General features: G+C 74.5%; 15 protein-coding genes, 5 tRNA genes and 2 pseudogenes. 10 read left to right on the top strand and 12 right to left on the bottom strand.

Annotated features, from left to right (window positions below; all coding sequences use genetic code 11):
- Positions 1 to 491, top strand: a 491-nt coding sequence (locus B0E53_RS21270; RefSeq protein ID WP_210406166.1) for a cobalamin-dependent protein, incomplete at its 5' end; no start/stop codon positions are given.
- Between the two features lie 108 nt (positions 492 to 599).
- Here B0E53_RS21270 and B0E53_RS21265 read toward each other — a convergent pair.
- Entirely contained in the window at positions 600 to 896 is a 297-nt protein-coding gene (locus B0E53_RS21265; protein WP_107077665.1) for a DUF1540 domain-containing protein, read from the bottom strand.
- A gap of 799 nt (positions 897 to 1,695) precedes the next feature.
- On the opposite strand from B0E53_RS21265, the gene B0E53_RS21260 reads away from it, so the two are divergent.
- Positions 1,696 to 2,286 (top strand): hypothetical protein, encoded by a 591-nt coding sequence (locus B0E53_RS21260; RefSeq protein ID WP_107077664.1) that lies wholly within the window; start codon positions 1,696 to 1,698, stop codon positions 2,284 to 2,286.
- 64 nt (positions 2,287 to 2,350) lie between these two features.
- On the opposite strand, the gene B0E53_RS21255 is transcribed toward B0E53_RS21260, so the two are convergent.
- From B0E53_RS21255 to B0E53_RS21245, 3 genes are all read right to left on the bottom strand, one after another.
- Positions 2,351 to 3,997 carry a PKD domain-containing protein gene (locus B0E53_RS21255; RefSeq protein WP_168215382.1) on the bottom strand — a complete coding sequence of 549 codons (1,647 nt, stop codon included), beginning with the start codon at positions 3,995 to 3,997 and terminating at the stop codon, positions 2,351 to 2,353.
- A 251-nt stretch (positions 3,998 to 4,248) separates the two neighbouring features.
- Positions 4,249 to 4,323, bottom strand: a tRNA-Val gene (locus tag B0E53_RS21250).
- Positions 4,324 to 4,379: 56 nt separating this feature from the next.
- Positions 4,380 to 4,452: transfer RNA gene (locus B0E53_RS21245), tRNA-Gly, on the bottom strand.
- Between the two features lie 197 nt (positions 4,453 to 4,649).
- Here B0E53_RS21245 and B0E53_RS21240 point away from each other — a divergent pair.
- On the top strand, positions 4,650 to 4,889 hold the full coding sequence (locus tag B0E53_RS21240) for a DUF6458 family protein (RefSeq protein WP_091655772.1): 240 nt from the start codon (positions 4,650 to 4,652) through the stop codon (positions 4,887 to 4,889).
- 90 nt (positions 4,890 to 4,979) lie between these two features.
- Here the strand turns inward: B0E53_RS21240 and B0E53_RS21235 are convergent, their stop codons facing one another.
- Positions 4,980 to 5,795 (bottom strand): isocitrate lyase/phosphoenolpyruvate mutase family protein, encoded by an 816-nt coding sequence (locus tag B0E53_RS21235; protein ID WP_107077662.1) that lies wholly within the window; start codon positions 5,793 to 5,795, stop codon positions 4,980 to 4,982.
- A gap of 69 nt (positions 5,796 to 5,864) precedes the next feature.
- Between B0E53_RS21235 and B0E53_RS21230 the strand changes: the two genes are divergently transcribed.
- Positions 5,865 to 6,845 (top strand): helix-turn-helix domain-containing protein, encoded by a 981-nt coding sequence (locus B0E53_RS21230; RefSeq protein WP_210406165.1) that lies wholly within the window; start codon positions 5,865 to 5,867, stop codon positions 6,843 to 6,845.
- A 53-nt stretch (positions 6,846 to 6,898) separates the two neighbouring features.
- On the opposite strand, the gene B0E53_RS21225 is transcribed toward B0E53_RS21230, so the two are convergent.
- The 3 genes from B0E53_RS21225 to B0E53_RS21215 form a co-directional block, all read right to left on the bottom strand.
- Positions 6,899 to 6,973 (bottom strand) — tRNA-Val (locus tag B0E53_RS21225).
- A 14-nt stretch (positions 6,974 to 6,987) separates the two neighbouring features.
- Positions 6,988 to 7,058 (bottom strand) — tRNA-Cys (locus tag B0E53_RS21220).
- A gap of 34 nt (positions 7,059 to 7,092) precedes the next feature.
- Positions 7,093 to 7,165, bottom strand: a tRNA-Gly gene (locus B0E53_RS21215).
- A gap of 283 nt (positions 7,166 to 7,448) precedes the next feature.
- Here B0E53_RS21215 and B0E53_RS21210 point away from each other — a divergent pair.
- Positions 7,449 to 8,051: a TetR/AcrR family transcriptional regulator gene (locus B0E53_RS21210; protein WP_107077661.1), complete on the top strand. Its 603-nt coding sequence runs from the start codon at positions 7,449 to 7,451 to the stop codon at positions 8,049 to 8,051.
- 52 nt (positions 8,052 to 8,103) lie between these two features.
- Here the strand turns inward: B0E53_RS21210 and B0E53_RS21205 are convergent.
- A pseudogene (locus B0E53_RS21205) lies at positions 8,104 to 8,790 on the bottom strand (alkane 1-monooxygenase); the annotation flags it as partial.
- Between the two features lie 365 nt (positions 8,791 to 9,155).
- On the opposite strand from B0E53_RS21205, the gene B0E53_RS21200 reads away from it, so the two are divergent.
- A complete protein-coding gene (locus B0E53_RS21200) occupies positions 9,156 to 10,361 on the top strand; it encodes a glycosyltransferase (protein WP_107077660.1) in 1,206 nt (401 codons plus the stop codon).
- On the opposite strand, the gene B0E53_RS21195 is transcribed toward B0E53_RS21200, so the two are convergent.
- Entirely contained in the window at positions 10,346 to 11,095 is a 750-nt protein-coding gene (locus tag B0E53_RS21195; protein ID WP_246835526.1) for a hypothetical protein, read from the bottom strand. The genes B0E53_RS21200 and B0E53_RS21195 overlap by 16 nt on opposite strands.
- A 196-nt stretch (positions 11,096 to 11,291) precedes the next feature.
- Between B0E53_RS21195 and B0E53_RS21190 the strand changes: the two genes are divergently transcribed.
- From B0E53_RS21190 to B0E53_RS21175, 4 genes are all read left to right on the top strand, one after another.
- Positions 11,292 to 11,960 carry a 50S ribosomal protein L11 methyltransferase gene (locus B0E53_RS21190; protein ID WP_107077659.1) on the top strand — a complete coding sequence of 223 codons (669 nt, stop codon included), beginning with the start codon at positions 11,292 to 11,294 and terminating at the stop codon, positions 11,958 to 11,960.
- Between the two features lies 1 nt (position 11,961).
- Positions 11,962 to 13,134, top strand: coding sequence for a cytochrome P450 (locus B0E53_RS21185; RefSeq protein WP_168215381.1), 1,173 nt, complete (start codon positions 11,962 to 11,964; stop codon positions 13,132 to 13,134).
- A 69-nt stretch (positions 13,135 to 13,203) separates the two neighbouring features.
- Positions 13,204 to 14,136 carry an ATP-binding cassette domain-containing protein gene (locus tag B0E53_RS21180; protein WP_107077658.1) on the top strand — a complete coding sequence of 311 codons (933 nt, stop codon included), beginning with the start codon at positions 13,204 to 13,206 and terminating at the stop codon, positions 14,134 to 14,136.
- Positions 14,133 to 14,954 carry an ABC transporter permease gene (locus B0E53_RS21175; RefSeq protein ID WP_107077657.1) on the top strand — a complete coding sequence of 274 codons (822 nt, stop codon included), beginning with the start codon at positions 14,133 to 14,135 and terminating at the stop codon, positions 14,952 to 14,954. Before B0E53_RS21180 ends, B0E53_RS21175 begins: the two co-directional genes overlap by 4 nt.
- 15 nt (positions 14,955 to 14,969) lie before the next feature.
- On the opposite strand, the gene B0E53_RS21170 is transcribed toward B0E53_RS21175, so the two are convergent.
- Together B0E53_RS21170 and B0E53_RS21165 are read right to left on the bottom strand one after the other, a co-directional pair.
- Entirely contained in the window at positions 14,970 to 15,647 is a 678-nt protein-coding gene (locus B0E53_RS21170; protein ID WP_107077656.1) for a response regulator transcription factor, read from the bottom strand.
- Positions 15,644 to 15,945: pseudogene (locus tag B0E53_RS21165) on the bottom strand (two-component sensor histidine kinase); the annotation flags it as partial. The gene B0E53_RS21170 and the pseudogene B0E53_RS21165, both read right to left, overlap by 4 nt.

Raw genomic sequence — 15,945 nt, 5'->3', positions numbered from 1 at the left:
CCGGCGCGGCCGGTGCCGGCGGCGACGCCGGCCTGGGCGCCGTCCGGGAGCGGGTCGCCGCCACCGCCCGCGAGCTGGGCAGCGGCCGGCTGCGGCTGCTCGTCGGCAAGCCCGGCCTGGACGGCCACTCCAACGGCGCCGAGCAGATCGCGGTACGCGCCCGCGACGCCGGCTTCGAGGTGGTCTACCAGGGGATCCGGCTGACCGCCGGGCAGATCGTGGCGGCCGCCGTGGAGGAGGACGTCGACCTGGTCGGCCTCTCGGTGCTCTCCGGCTCGCACCTGGCCGCGGTGCCGGCCGTGCTGGACGGGCTGCGCGCCGCCGGGCGGGCCGACCTGCCCGTGGTGGTCGGCGGCATCATCCCGGCGGTCGACGCGGACGCGCTCCGGGCCGCCGGAGTGGCCCGGGTGTTCACCCCGAAGGACTTCGCGCTGACCGGCATCATCGACGACCTGGTCACCGTGATCCGCGAGTCCAACGGCCTGTCCTGAGACCGGTCGCGCCCGCGCTCCCCGGCGTCGGTCGGGCCCGTCGCTCGCAGATCGGTCCGGGGCCCGCGCTTCCCGCGTCGGGCCCGGCGGAGGCGTGCTCGACCCCGGTCAGCGGCTGGCGTAGGTCTGGCAGTCCGCCAGGTCCCTCTCCGGGCCGACGGTGATCGCCGGGGCGTGACACTCCAGGTCGGAGTTGTGTCGGCAGTCCGCCCGCTGGCAGGCGCCGACCTGGGCGAGCGTCTGCTCGACGCCGCCGCGTACCGGCATCTCGATGAAGGTGTGGCAGTGCGCGTGGTCGCTGCTGCCGATCGTGATCGCGAAGGCGTGGCAGTCGTTGGTGTGGTTGTAGGCGCAGGACCTGACGGCGCACTCCTGGACCCGGGGCATCTCCATCGACGCGGTCATCTCTCCGGCCCTCCTCTGGACGTCTGCCACGAATGTAGGCTTTCGTCCCGATCTCCGGCCCCTCAACCCGGCCCCCGTCATGCGGTCGAGTGCCCCTCCCGCCACGGCGCGCTCCCATCTCGCCGAGGTGGCGGTGCCAGGCATGCGCGGGCACTGTCACCTCGACGATCTGAAGCCGACCACGTCCGACGAGCCGCCGCCCTGACCGCTCCAGCCGTCCCTGGACGCTCGGCTGTTCCCACCATCCTGGCCTCTCCGGTCGTTTCGGCCGTCGCCCCGCGTGAACGTCCGGTCGCCGCTATGCCTTGGGCGTCGGTGGAACGCCATGGACGTCTCCGGGGCCCGGATACCCGCATGGTGTTCCACCGACCCGGGCGCCGGGCCTTGGGTGGAACGTCATGGGTGTCTCCGGGGCCCGGATACACCCGTGGTGTTCCACCGATCGCGTCGGTGGGTGGTGTGTCCGTTTCCGGGGTGGCCGGCGGCACTCTGGCGGCGGAATGGCTGGCGGGTGGGCGTCGTTGTATCCGGGTGAACGGCCGAGGAGGACGCCCCCGCGCGACGGGGTGCCGGCTGAGGAAGGCAGCCCCGCGAGGCGGGGTGACCGGTCCCGGAATGATGGTGGGCCGCCGGTCGTTGTACATAGTCCCGGCGCGACGAAGAGGCCCTCGCCCCGCGCACCGGATGATCCCCCCAAGACTTTCCCCCCTTTGTGAGCGCCTGACGGTGCTTGCGCACACCACTTGGCCGACCCCCATCGGCTCGTGTGTGCGCCAACCCCCGAATGGAGCTAACCCTCATGAACACGATGCTGCGTAAGAGCGTGCTGGGTATTGCTGGTCTGGCTTTCACCGGTGGCATTTTCGCCGGTCCGATCGCCGCCCACGCCGACGCCCGTCCCGTCGAGGCCAAGCCGGTCGCCGTGGCAGTGCAGGCCGACAAGCCGGACAGCGCCAAGCTGATCCCGCACGGTGTCCAGGGCGCCCAGTCGAAGATCACCCTGAACGACGAGCAGACCGCCAACGCCAAGGCGATCATCGCCGCCACCAAGAAGGCGGGTCTGCCGGAGCGGGCCGCGGTCATCTCGATCGCCACGAGCCTGCAGGAGTCGAAGCTGGAGAACCTGGGCCACCTCGGCGACAAGAACGACCATGACTCGCTGGGTCTGTTCCAGCAGCGGCCGTCCTCGGGTTGGGGTACGCCGGAGCAGATCACCGACCCCGAGTACTCGACCCTGGCGTTCGAGAAGGGCTTGAAGCAGGTTGATGGTTGGCAGGACATGCCGCTGACCGAGGCCGCCCAGACCGTGCAGGTCTCGGCCTACCCGGATGCGTACGCGCAGTGGGAGCAGCAGGCCGCCGACCTCGTCGCCCAGCACTGGAACAGCTGACCCAAAGAAGGAAACGCTGGCCGGCACCCCGAACAAGGGGGTGCCGGCCAGCGGCGTCTGCGGGTCAGACCGGGGGCAGGACGAGGGTCCAGGTGGTGGTGGTCGTGCTGGCCGCCGCGCCCACCGCGGCCAGGCCGCCGTAGGTGCCCGCCGGCACGCTGCTGCCCGAGTCGGCGAGGAGCGCCGTCACCCGTCCGCCGCCGGTCTGGGAGCTGTTGCTGCGTACCTCGACGCCGGCCGGCGGGGTGAGCGCCGTGGACGCGGCGTCCCCGTGCATCCAGTACGACACGGCCCAGCTCTGGCCGGCGGTCACCGGCGCGTACGGGGTGATCCGGGTGGCGGTGCTGGCCGGATCGGTGGCCCGGGCGAAGGCCGGTGCGCTCGGCGCGACCCCCCGGTACGCGGCCACGATCAGGTTGCCCTTGGACTGGGCGTCGAGGGCGACCCGTACCGCTGATCCGGCGTCTCCGGCGGCGGCGACCTTCCACCAGGCGGTGGTGGTGGCGAAGCCACCGTCCAGCCGGTCGAGGCGGGTCCAGCCGGTGACCCCGGTCGGCTCGCCGGTGCCGGTGTGGGTGTTCTGGCTGAGCAGGAGCAGCAGGGTGTCACCCGGTTGGACGGTCGACGGCACGGTCACCGTGTGGCTGGTCCAGTTGGCGTTGGCGGTGGCCTGCCCGACGAAGGAGATCCGCTCGGGCACCGGCGCGACGGTGACGTCGACGGTCGCGGTGCCGGTGGCGCCCCGGTCGTCGGTGACCGTGAGGGTGACCGGGTAGGTGCCGGCCGCCGCGTACGTGTGCGAGGTGGTCGGCACGGAGACGGTGTCGTCGCTGGACCCGTCGCCGAAGTCCCAGCGGTGGTCCTGGATCGCGCCGTCGGCGTCGGTGGAGCCGGCACCGGAGAAGGTGCAGACCAGCCCGGAGCAGGTCGGGACGAGCTGGGCCACCGGCGGCTTGTTGGCGGCGCCGCCGGAACCCTTCAGGATCTTCACGTAGTCGATGTCGCCGGCGAAGTAGTCGCAGGTGACCTTCACGCCGTCACACTGGCTCTTGCCGCCGATGGAGAGCTGCCAGTTGTTCGCGATCGTGCCGGTCGGTCCGGTGAGCCGGCTGGTCCGCACCCCGTCGACGTACATCTCGACGTAGGTGGAGGTGCGGTTGCAGGTGACGGTGTGCCACTGGCCGTCGGAGATCGACACGTCGGTGTAGCCGGTCCGGGAGGCGCCGTCGCCGCCGCGGAACAGGCACTTCGGCTTGCCGCCCGGCGCCTCGAACTTCCAGTAGCCGCCGACGGTCGCGCCCTGTCCCTTCTGGAGGATGTTGCCGAAGGAGTACGTGGTCCGGTAGCGGATGGTGAATGAGAAGTCCCCGGCGTCCGGGTTGAACTCGGTGCTGTGCGGCACCAGGTTCACGTGGCCCGGGACGTACTCCTGGTCGGTGGGCAGGTGGGTGGCGAACCGGTGCCCGGTGGCGCCGGCGTAGCGGACGCCGGTCACCACCTCCGCGCCGGTGGCGCCGTTGCGGCCGTTGCCGCTGCTGTCCTTGAGCACGGTCGACCCGGCCGGTTCGTCCATGCTCCAGAACGCGACGGTGCGGGTGGCGGTCGCCTGCGCGGGCGCGGCGCCCAGCGCCACCCCCGTCGCCACGAACAGCGCGGCCACGCCCAGCCGGGCGGTTGTGCGCCGCCACCGTCCCTGCCTGACTGACCGCATACGATCGCCTCCCAGCTCCACGGGCCCCCACCCTGTCACGGGCCGGGCCAGCGGCTCCATAACCCGTTGGGCGGATCCATACCAGGTCCTCCGTGCGGCCGGGCGACCGATGTGGCCAGTGGCCGGCGACCCCGTGGACGCCGGCGCCGGGCGACCGGCCGGCGCGGGTCCACGGATGTCGGCGGTGCCGGGCCCAAGAGAGAAGGCCCGCCACCGCCTGCGGTGACGAGCCTTCGTGTCGCTCGGAAAGCTGGTGGGCGATACTGGGTTTGAACCAGTGACCTCTTCCGTGTCAAGGAAGCGCGCTCCCACTGCGCCAATCGCCCGGGCAATCGCCGGATCGAAGCACCGGCGACGGTCGGCCCGCGAGGGGCAGATCGCGAGCGGACGACGGGATTCGAACCCGCGACCCTCACCTTGGCAAGGTGATGCGCTACCAGCTGCGCTACGTCCGCGTTGCCGCCGGCAGCGCCGGCGACGGGTGCAACTGTACCCGATGACAAGATCGCCGCGCGGCGGGGCCCCGGCGGGTCCGGGGGCGGCGACCGGAGCCGCCGAGGGGTGACCGCCGCCACAGGCGGGTGATTGCGCTGCTCGCCGCCGGGGTACTGACTGCTGCGACAGCACAATCGTCCCCCCGAAGGAGGCTGTCGTGGGTATCGGAACGAGCATTTTCCTGATCGCGGTGGGCGCGATCCTCACCTTCGCGCTGGACGCCAGCATCGGCGGGGTCAACCTGGACGTCGTCGGCTGGATCCTGATGGCGGCGGGTGTCCTGGGCCTGATCATGACGACGCTGGTCTGGGGCCGCCGCCGCGAGGTGGTCACCACCGCCGAGCCGGTCGAGTACCGGCGGGTCGAGGAGCGTCGGGACGTGGCCCCGCCGCTGTGATCCACACCCGAACGGGCCGACGGAGCTGATCGGTCCTCAGTCGCGTGCGGAACGGGGGTGCCGCCCGGCGCCCCCGTTTCGCGTGCCCGGTCAGCGCATCAGGTCGTTCAGCGTGCCGTAGTCGAGCGCGTCGGCCAGCGCGCCGTACGTCCCGGCGGTGAACGCCTCCTCGGCGGCCCGCCGGGCCACCGCGTACGCGGCCTCGGCGACCGAGGAACCGAGGCTGACCCGGGCCACCCCGAGCTTCGCCAGCGCCGCCACCGGCGGGGCGCCCGGCCCGGCCAGCACGTTCAGCGGGGCCGGGATCGCGGCGACCAGGGCGGCCACGGTGCCCGGGTCGACCACCCCGGGCACGAAGATCCCGTCCGCCCCGGCGGCCAGGTACGCCCCGGCCCGCGCCACCGTCTCCTCGATCCCGCCGACGCCGCGCAGGAAGGTGTCGATGCGCGCGTTGACGTACAGCGGGATCCCGGCCCGGTCGGCGGCGGACCGGACGGCGGCCAGCCGGGCGCACTGCTCCTCGACCGGACGCAGCGGCGCGCCCTCGGCGTGCCGGGCGTCCTCGACGTTCACCCCGACGGCACCGGCGGCGAGCACCGCGGCCACGGTCGCGGCGACCTCGTCGGCGGTGTCGCCGTACCCGGACTCGATGTCGGCGGTGACCGGCAGCGGCACCGCGGCGGCGACGCGGCGGACGACGTCGACGGCGGTCTCGCGGCCGAGGGCGTCACCGTCCGGGACGCCGCGGCTCCACGCGACGCCCGCGCTGGTGGTGGCCACCGCGCGGGCGCCGGCCGCGGCGACGATCCGGGCGCTCGCCGCGTCCCAGGCGTTGACCAGGACCAGCGGCTCGCCGGGGACGTGCAGGGAGCGGAAGTGCAGGGCTCGGGTGTGGTGTTCGTTCACCCGGCCAGTCTCCGGCGGCGGCGCCGGCCGCCGTAATGTTTCAGCCCTGGCTGAAACAAAGGGGGCGGCGTGGTCGCGATCGGGCTGTCGGCGGGCGGGGTGGCGCGGGTCCGCTTCGCGCTCTCCTGCCTCTGGGAGGTGATGGCCGGCGTCCGGGTGCTCCGCGACCCGGGCCGGCACGCGATCCACCTGCCGTGGGCCAACCGGGTCCGGCCGCGGCTGGCCGGGGCGGGGCTGCTCGACCCGGACGCCGGCCTGCTCCGGCAGCTCGTCCCGCCCGCGCCGGGCTACCTGCCCGACTTCCTCACCCCGCCGCCGGCCGGCCTGACCCCGGACCTGGACCAGGAACTGGCGGTGCTCCGCGCCACCCCGCCGGAGACGGTCCGCGCCCAGCTCGATCTCTGTCCCGGCCCGCGGCCGGCCGCGGTGGCCGCCCTGTACGCCGACCCGGACGCCGGGCTGCGCCGGCTCGCCGAGGAGATCGGTACGTACTGGCGGCTGGCCGTGGCCCGCGACTGGCCCCGGATCCGGGCGGTGCTCGACGCCGAGGTGTTCCACCGGGCCCGGCGGCTGGCCGAGGACGGCGCGGCCGGACTCCTCAACGACCTGCACGAGCGGGTCCGCTGGGAGGGCGACGCCCTGCTGATCAGCCAGCGCCACTGCGCCGCCCCGGACGTGCCGGACGGCCGCGGGCTGGTCCTGGTGCCCTCGGTCTTCGTCTGGCCGTCGGTGCTCAGCATCGCGGCCGGCGACGTCCCGCAGCTGGCCTACCCGGCCCGGGGAGTGGGCGGCCTGTGGGAGTGCCCGGCGGTGGCCCCGGACGCGCTGGGCGCGGTGCTCGGCCGGGGCCGGGCGCGGCTGCTCACCGCGCTGGACGCGCCGCGGTCGACCACCGAGCTGGCCCGGCGTACCGGACTGTCCCCGGCCGGGGTGTCGCAGCACCTCACCGCGCTGCGGGCGGCCGGCCTGGTGGTGACGCACCGGCAGGGCCGGTCGCTGCTGAGCAGCCGGACGGCGGTGGCGGAGGCGCTACTGGGCGCGTCGGCGTGACCCGGCCGGGAAATGCGAGAGGCCGTGTCGAATGATCGACACGGCCTCTGCGCTGGTGGGCGATACTGGGTTTGAACCAGTGACCTCTTCCGTGTCAAGGAAGCGCGCTCCCACTGCGCCAATCGCCCTCGCTCAACTGCCGAGGTGGAGACGGGATTTGAACCCGTGTACACGGCTTTGCAGGCCGTTGCCTCGCCTCTCGGCCACTCCACCGAGGTTGCCCCCGACATGCGTGGCGGCAGCTCCGAGCGGACGACGGGATTCGAACCCGCGACCCTCACCTTGGCAAGGTGATGCGCTACCAGCTGCGCTACGTCCGCGTGCCCCCGGAGTTATCCGGTGACGGATGAGAACTTTAGCCGAGGCCGGGAAGGGTTGCCAAATCGGGTCCCCTTTCGGGCGCGTCCGAGTGACGGGGTTCCCGGCGCCCCGAGCTTCCTAGGAGCCTGGGTGGCAGGTGAACGAGGGGCGAGCGGCCCGTCGACCTGCGGATCCGGCCTCCCGAACCGCCGGCGGGACACTGTCCGGGATCCGACTGTCGTGCGGCAGACCGGCCGCTTCGGTAACTCCTCGTGGTCAATCGGATGGGCTACGGTAACCAACGTGACGAGACGTGCCGCCGAGATCCGCCTGGACGCGCTGCTGCGCACGGCCTGTGAGGTGATTGCGGAACGGGGACTCGCCAACACCCGCACGGCCGACGTGGCCGAGGCCGCCGGGGTCAGTCAGGCCCTGGTCTTCTACCACTTCGCCACCAAGGACCGGCTGCTCGCGCAGGCGTTCGCCTACGCCGTCGAGCAGGACCTGAACCGGCTCGACACAGTGGTCCACTCCAGCGCCCCGCCGCTGACCAAGCTCCGCCGGATGCTCCGCCTCTACGCCCCGACCGGCCGATCGACCTCCTGGTCGATGTGGATCGACGGCTGGGCGGAGTCGCTGCGCACCCCGGAGCTGGAGAAGCTCTCCCGCCGGCTGGACCTGCGGTGGCGACGGGACCTGGCCGCGGTGATCGCCGACGGGGTGGCTGACGGCACCTTCGACTGCCCCGACCCGGCCGGCGCGGCCTGGCGGATCAGCGCGGTGATGGACGGCCTCGCGGTGCAGCTAGCGGTGCACGAACGAGTGATCACCCGCCGGCAGATCGCCGAGTGGGTCCGCCTCGTCGCGGCCCGCGAGCTGGGCCTGGAACCGGCCCAGCTGGACTGAACGCGCCCGACCCGGGGGCGGCGAGGCGGCGCTCCCGCAGCCGGTCCCGGGCCGGCGGGTGGACGTTGGCCAGCGCCAGGTCGCCGCCGTAGTGGGCGAGCACCCGGTGGTCCATCACCCGCCGCCAGACCGGCGGCAGCAGCGCGGCGACCACCATGGTGGCGTAGCCGGCGGGCAGCTGCGGGGAGGCGTCGAAGCTGCGCAGCGCCTGGTAGCGGCGCAGCGGGTTGGCGTGGTGGTCGCTGTGCCGCTGGAGCTGGAAGAGGAAGACGTTGGTGACCGTCCGGTCGCTGTTCCAGCTGTGCCGGGGATCGACCTTCTCGTAGCGGCCGGCGGCGGTGCGCTGCCGGGCCAGCCCGTAGTGCTCCAGGTAGTTGACCACCTCCAGCAGGGAGAAGCCGACCACCGCCTGGAGCGCGAGGAAGACCAGCACCCCGGGGCCGAACGCGACCGCCAGCACGGCGTAGAGCAGCACGGTCATCGCCCAGGCGTTGAGCACGTCGTTGCGCCAGGTCCAGGGGGTACGGCCACGCAGGCGCAACCGGCTGCTCTCCAGCCGCCAGGCCGAGCGCAGGCTGCCCCGGACCGTACGCGGCCAGAACGCCCAGAACGTCTCGCCCAGCCGGGAGCTGGCCGGGTCCTCCGGGGTGGCGACCCGGGTGTGGTGGCCCCGGTTGTGCTCGACGTGGAAGTGCCCGTACCCGGTCGGCGCGAGGGCGATCCGGGAGAGCCAACGTTCCGCCACCTCCAGAGCGGCTTGCGGGTGTCCCGCCAGGGGACGGTGTCGGTGCCCATCGTCAGCCTCCGATCCGTGAACTCCTGTCCAGACTGTGGCAGCCGTCACGCCGTTTTACAAGAAGCTAGCTTTTGTAAACCAGTTCCGATCGACGAACCCCTACACCACCCCTACTTTCGGTGATTAGCGTCTATGCGCAGAGTTATCGTCGGTCGGAGCGCTGCCGCCTCCCTGGCCGGGCTCGCCGACCGACCCGCAACCGGTCATCCCCGCCCGCCACCTTCCGGGCCTTCCGCACTCCGCCGCCGGACCGCCGGCGGCCCGCCCTCGACCCGCGGCACGCCCGTCCGACGAACGGAGAAGTTCGCATGTCGCTGCAGACCACCGGCACCCCCGAGCTGAGCGTGGTGATGCCGACCTTCCATGACGCGCAGTGCCTGGAGCTGACGCTACGGGCGCTGACCCGCCAGACCCTGCCGCCGGAGCGGTTCGAGGTGATCGTGGTGCGCGACGGCGGATCGCCCGCCGGTTACGCCGAGGCCCTCGCCGCCGGCGCCGGCCTCCGCCTGCGGCTGGTGGAGTTCCCGGAGCGCCGGGGCCGCGCCGCCGCGCGCAACGAGGGCGTACGACACGCGTCCGCGCCGCTGCTGGTCTTCCTGGACGCCGACTCGTACGCCCTGCCCGACCTGCTGGAACGGCACCTGGCCCACCACGCCGCCCCGGGCGGCCCCGCCGTGCTGATCGGCCGGCGGGACGAGATCGGCATGGCCCACCTGCCCGCCGTCCTGGCCGGCGCCGGACCGTCGGCGCTCCCCCGCACCTATCCCCACGGCGGCGACATGCGGTTCCCCGACGGCGCGCCGGACGACGACCGGGACTGGCTGCGGTTGGGCTGGGCACTCGCCTACACGCACAACATCTCCCTCCCCCGGGCGCCGTTCGACGAGATCGGTGGCTACCGCGAGGAGTTCGGCCTGAGCTACGGGATGGAGGACATCGAGCTGTTCTACCGGGTGGACCGGCACCTGCCGCCGGGCGTCAACTTCGCGTTCGACGACGGCGCCCGCGTCGTGCACCTGCCGCACCACAAGGACATCGGCCGCAACTGGGCGGAGATGATGGCGAACACCCGGACGCTCGTGACCCTCTACCCCTGCCTGGAGTGGGAGTTCCTCAGCGTGATCGTGGGCCACGAGGCGACCCGGCGGATCCTGCACTACCGGTCGCTGGTCGACGAGTGCGTCCGGCGGTCGTCCTGCGCGATCGGGCCGGCCGTCGCCCGGCTCGCCGACCGGCTCCCCGGGCCCCGGGTGCTCTGGGTGGGCACCGGCAGCGACCGTGTCGATCTGCCCGCGGCCGCGCTGACCTACGACTACGCCGCCCCGCCCGGGCCGACCAACTTCCACCTCGTCGGCATCGCGCCGCCCATCCCGCCCGGCAGCCTGGACGCGGTGGTCAGCGTCGACTTCTGGCGGCACCTGCTCTGGCCGGAGCTGTGCCAGTTCGTCAAGGCGTCCGACCCCGCCGCACCGGGCCTGCCGGCGGCCCACGAGGCGGCCTACGCCCCGGCGTGACCCCCTACCGCCGGCGCCCCCGGGCCGGTGGCCGCTCGAACGCCCACCCCGGGTCCTCCGGCGCCTCGCGGACCGGGCGCAGCAGGCGCCGCCGCGCCGGGCGGCGGCTCGACCACCGCCGCCTCGGTGGACGGGTCGTCCGCCACCGGCTCCTCGGTGGCCGGGTCGGTCGGCTCGGCGCGGGACCGCGTGGGCTCCGGCGTCGCCCCGGTCGGGTCGGCCGTCGCCTCCGGCCCCACCACCCGGCGCGCGGCGGTCTGCCGGGCCAGCAGGCGCAACCCCGGGTCGTACGCCTCGGCGGCGAAGCTCACCCGCCCGCCGGCCACGTCCTCGGCGAAGGCCACCCGGTAGCGGGCCGTGACGGTACGGCCCGGGCAGAGCAGGCCCGGGTCCAGGTCGCGGTCGGTCAGCCGGGCGGTGTCCCCCTCGGTACGGATCTCCAGCGGGAAGGAGCCGCTGTCCTCCACCCGGTCCACCTTGACCTGGTCCAGCCGCAGGCCCTGCACCCGCAGCAGCATCGACCAGCGCACCTTGACGCAGCCGCCCCCGTCGGACCGGGACACCACGGCGGAGAGGATCGCCACCCGGTCCCCGGCGGTGAACTCGTCCGGCAGGCCGCTCAGCTCGGTCGAGAAGGCAGCCGCCGCCCCGGCCGGCACGGCCGCGCCCAGCCCGGCCCCCGCCAGACAGGTCAGCACCACCCCGATCCGCAGCGCGTACCGCCACCCGCTCACCACCGTCTCCTCCCGTCGGCCGCGTCCACCCCGAAACGCTAGGAGCGCCACCGGCGCCCCGGTAGACGGGCGTGTTCGCACGAACCGCCAACACCGGGGCCGGTTGTCACCGACCGTGGTGAACCGCTCACGGCCGCGCCGCGACACGCCCGGGATCGCCCGCCGGCCCTCTTCCGGGGTACGACAGAATCACCCGGTGTCCGACCTGTCCGCGGCCTTCGTCCGGCTGCACGCCCGGCTCGCCCCGGTCGCCTTCGTCCCCGAGGTGCGGCTGCACCAGGCCGACGAGCCGATCGGCCTCTGGGAGCTGACCGAGGGCGAGTTCCACAGCGCCCAACCACCGCCGTTCTGGGCGTTCGCCTGGGCCGGCGGCCAGGCCCTCGCCCGCTACGTCACCGACCACCCCGAACTGGTCGCCGGCCGCCGGGTGCTCGATCTCGCCTCCGGCTCCGGCCTGGTCGCCATCGCCGCCGCCCGGGGCGGCGCGGCCACCGTCCGGGCCGTCGAGGTGGACGAGCGGGCCGTCGCGGCCGTCGCGCTCAACGCCGAGGCCAACGGGGTACGCGTCGACGCCGAACTCGGCGACATCCTGGACGGCGACGCGGGGGACGCCGAGGTGGTGCTGGCCGGGGACGTCTTCTACAGCGAGGCGATGGCCCGCCGGATGCTGCGCTTCCTGCTCCGGGCCGCCCGGTCCGGGGCCCGGGTGCTGGTCGGCGACCCCGGCCGGGCCTTCCTGCCCCGCGAGCGCTTCCACGAACTGGCCGCGTACGAGGTGCCGGTGCCGGAGGCGCTGGAGAGCGTACGGGTGAAGCACACCACCGTGTGGGAGCTGGACCCGGCTCCGCCGGGAGCCGCCCGCTAGCGTGACGCCCGTGCTGTTCCGGGGCTGGGGGGAGTCCGTCGACGGTCCGTGGCCCGACGCGGCCACCGTGGTCGACCACGTCGGCGTGCCGCACCTGGTGGTGACCCGGCACGCGCTGGTCCGGCGGCTGCTCACCGATCCGGAGACGTTCCGGCCGGACAACGCCCTCGACGCGGTGACCCCGATCCCGGTGGCCGCGCTGCGGGTGCTCGCCGGGCACCGGTTCCGGCTGCCCCCGACGCTCGCGAACAACGCGTCAGCCAGCCACCCGGAGATCCGCGCGATCGTCGCCGAGGCGCTGCACCCGGACCGGGTGGCCGCCCAGCAACCCTGGCTCACCGGCCTGGTCCGGGAGCGGGTGACCCGGCTCGCCGCCGCCCTCGCCGCGGGCGAGCCGGTCGACCTGTACGCCGGGCTCGCCGCCGACCTGCCGCTGCTGGTGCTGGCCCGGCTGGTCGAGCTGCCGGACGCCCCGGTCGGCGCGGTCAAGGACTTCGCCCGGGCCGCCCTGGAGCTGTTCTGGGCGCCGCTGGACCCCGCCCGGCAGCTCGCTCTAGCCGCCGAGGTCGGCCGGTTCCACACCGTGCTCCGCGCGTTCGCCGCCACCGGGGGCGGGCTGGCCGCCCGGCTGCGCGCCGCCGGGCACTCCCCCGACGTGGTGGTCGGCGCGCTCTTCTTCCTGCTGGTCGCCGGCCAGGAGACCACCTCGCAGTTCCTCACCCTGCTGCTGCACCGGCTGGCCGGCGAGCCGGCGGTGCGGGCCGGCCTGCGCGCGGGCGAGATCCCGGTCGCCGACGTGGTCGAGGAGGGGCTGCGGCTGGAACCGCCGATCGTCACCTGGCGGCGGGTGGCCGCGGTGGACACCACCCTCGGCGAGGTCGAGGTGCCGGCGGGCACCAGCATCGTCGCCTGGCTGGCCCGGGCCGGCCGGGACCCCGCGGTGGTGGCCGCGCCCGGCGAGTTCCGGCCGGGGCAGCGCGGCTCCCGCCGGCACCTGGCCTTCGGGGCCGGACCGCACCGGTGCGTCGGGGCGCAGCTGGCCCGGATGGAGGCGGCCGTGGTGGTGTCCGAGGCCGCGCCGCTGCTCGACGGGGTGACCGTGGTCCGGCCGCCGTGGTGCCCGGACAACCTCACCTTCCGGATGCCCGACGCGTTCGTGGTCCGCCGGACCTGACGAAAGTCAGGGCCGACCGGTGCCCATCGGTGGCGGTGCGGCACCCCCTCCGCTGCCTACCGTCGGCGCATGATCACACTTCGTGGGTTGACGAAACGGTTCGGCGCGGCCACCGCGGTCGACGACCTGACCGTCGAGATCGGACCGGGGCAGGTGACCGGCTTCCTCGGCCCGAACGGCGCGGGCAAGTCCACCACCATGCGGATGGTGCTGGGGCTGGACCGACCGACCGCCGGGCAGGCCCTGGTCAACGGCCGCCCGTACCGGCAACTGCGGTACCCGCTGCACGAGGTCGGGGCGCTGCTCGACGCCACCGGCGTGCACCCGGCCCGCTCCGGCCGGGCGCACCTGCGGGCCATGGCCCGCAGCAACGGGATCCCGACCCGCCGGGTGGACGAGGTGCTCGACCTGGTCGGGCTGGACGGGCGGGCCGCCGGCAAGCCGGGACGCGCACTGTCGCTCGGCATGGGCCAGCGGCTCGGCATCGCCGGAGCACTGCTCGGCGACCCGCCCGTGCTGCTGCTCGACGAGCCGGTCAACGGGCTCGACCCGGACGGGGTGCGGTGGATCCGCCGGTTCACCCGGGGCCTCGCCGACGAGGGACGCACCGTGCTGATCTCCAGCCACCTCATGAGCGAGATGCAGCAGACCGCCGACCGGGTGGTGGTGCTCGGCCGGGGCCGGCTGGTCGCCGACGCGCCGCTCGCCGAGCTGATCGCCGCCCGCCCGGCCGGCTCGGTCCGGGTACGCGGGCCCGAGCCGGCCGGCCTGGCGACGCTGGGGGCGCGGCTGGCCGCCGAGGGGGCGACGGTCGACCCGGACGAGGGCGGGCTGACGGTCACCGGCAGCACCGCCGGCCGCGTCGGTGACCTCGCGTACGAGCTGGGGGTGCGGTTGCACGAGCTGACCCCGGTGGCGCCCTCCCTGGAGGAGGCGTTCCTGGAACTGACCGCCGGCAGCGTGGAGTACGCGGCCGGCCCGACCGGAGGCGAGACCCGATGACCGCGCTGCCCACCCTCACCCCGAGCCGGCCGGCGGCCCGGCCCGCCCCGGCCGGCGGCCCGTTCACCGGGGCGGTGGCCGCCGAGTGGACCAAGCTCTGGTCGGTCCGGTCCACCTGGTGGACGCTGCTGGCCGCCGCGCTGACCATGGCGGCCACCGCCGGCCAGCTCGCCATCTACGCGGTGAACGCCAACACCGACGACGACCCGACCGTGAACCCCGGCATCGTCGACGTCGGCGAGATCGTCGCCGGCGCGCTGGACCTCACCCAGTACGTGGTGCTCGCCCTCGGCCTCTTCGCGATCAGCAGCGAGTTCGCCACCGGCACGATCCGCACCACGCTGCGCTGCACCCCGTCGCGGGGGCGGGTGCTGGCGGCCAAGGCGGTCGTGGTCGGCGGGGTGACGTTCCTGGCCGGGCTGCTGCTCGGCGCGGTCGGCGCGGCGGTCGCCCGGCCGGTGCTCGGCGAGTGGGGTCGCGCCCCGCTGGGCGGAACCGTGGGTGATGTGGTCGCCTCGGCCGCGTACCTCGCGCTGGTGGGCGTGCTGGCGCTGGGGCTGGCGGCGGCGCTGCGCGGCGCGGTGCTCACCCTGACCGTGCTCTTCGCGCTGCTGATGATCGTTCCGCTGTCGCTCCAGGAGCCGGGGATCACCGTGCTCACCCGGATCGCCGACGCGTTCCCCGGGGTGGCCGGCAACCACTTCCTCGCCGGGGACACCGAGCCCTACCCGGCGGCGGTGGGGCTGCTGCTGCTCGCCGGCTGGGCCGTGGCCGCGCTGGCGCTGGGGCGCTGGGCGCTGCGCCGCCGGGACGCCTGAGCGGGGCGGGGCTGGTCAGCCGGTGGGCGGAACCAGCCCCGCCTCGTACGCGAGGATCGCCGCCTGCACCCGGTTGCGCACGTCCAGCCGGGTGAAGACGCTGGTCAGGTAGCTCTTCACGGTGCCCTCGACGAGGTGCAGGCGGCGGGCGATCTCGGCGTTGGACAGCCCCGCCCCGACCAGGGCGAGCACCTCCCGCTCCCGGTCGGTCAGCCCGGCCAGCCGGTCCCGGGCGTACGGGCCGCGGGCCAGGCGGCCGCCGCTGAGCTCGATGACCCGGCGCGCCACCCGCGGCGACAGGTACGCCCCGCCGTCGGCCACCGCCCGGAGGCCGGCGAGCAGCTCCCGGGGATCGCCGGACTTGAGCAGGAACCCGCTCGCACCGTGACCGAGCGCCCGGGAGATCAGGTCGTCGTCGCCGAACGTGGTGAGCATGACGCTGGCGGTCTCCGGCACCAGCCGCCGGATCTCCGCCGCCGCGGCCAGCCCGTCCTGCCGGGGCATCCGGATGTCCAGCAGCGCCACCCGGGGCCGGTGCGCCCGCACCAGCTCGACGGCCGCGTGGCCGTCGCCCGCCTCGGCGACCACCTCGATGCCCGGGTCGGCGGCCAGGATGGCCCGCACCCCGGCGCGGACCATCGCCTCGTCGTCGGCGAGCACCACCCGCAGGGGGCGCCCGTGGTCGTCGGTCATCGCGCGATCTTCTCCTTGCTGACCAGCCGGCCGCCGGCGAAGCAGAGCCGCCAGGTCGGCTCGGCGAACGGGAAGTTCCCGTCGGTGTAGTACTCACAGCCCGCCGGCGCGGCCCCGGCGGGCGGGTCGGCCTGCCGGCGGGGCAGCCCGAGGCCGTCCCGCTCCTCGCCCAGCCGCAGCCGCTCGTAGCCGGACCGGTCGAGGACCGCGCCCGCCGTGGCGAGCGGGTAGTAGACCAGCGCGAGCACCAGGGCGAGGCCGGCCGGGGCGCCGAACGCCACCAGCAGGCTGCGCCGGG

The sequence above is a fragment of the Micromonospora sp. MH33 genome, from assembly GCF_003013775.1.
Classification (GTDB): domain Bacteria; phylum Actinomycetota; class Actinomycetes; order Mycobacteriales; family Micromonosporaceae; genus Micromonospora; species Micromonospora fulviviridis.
This window is presented reverse-complemented; position numbering and strand designations above follow the sequence as displayed.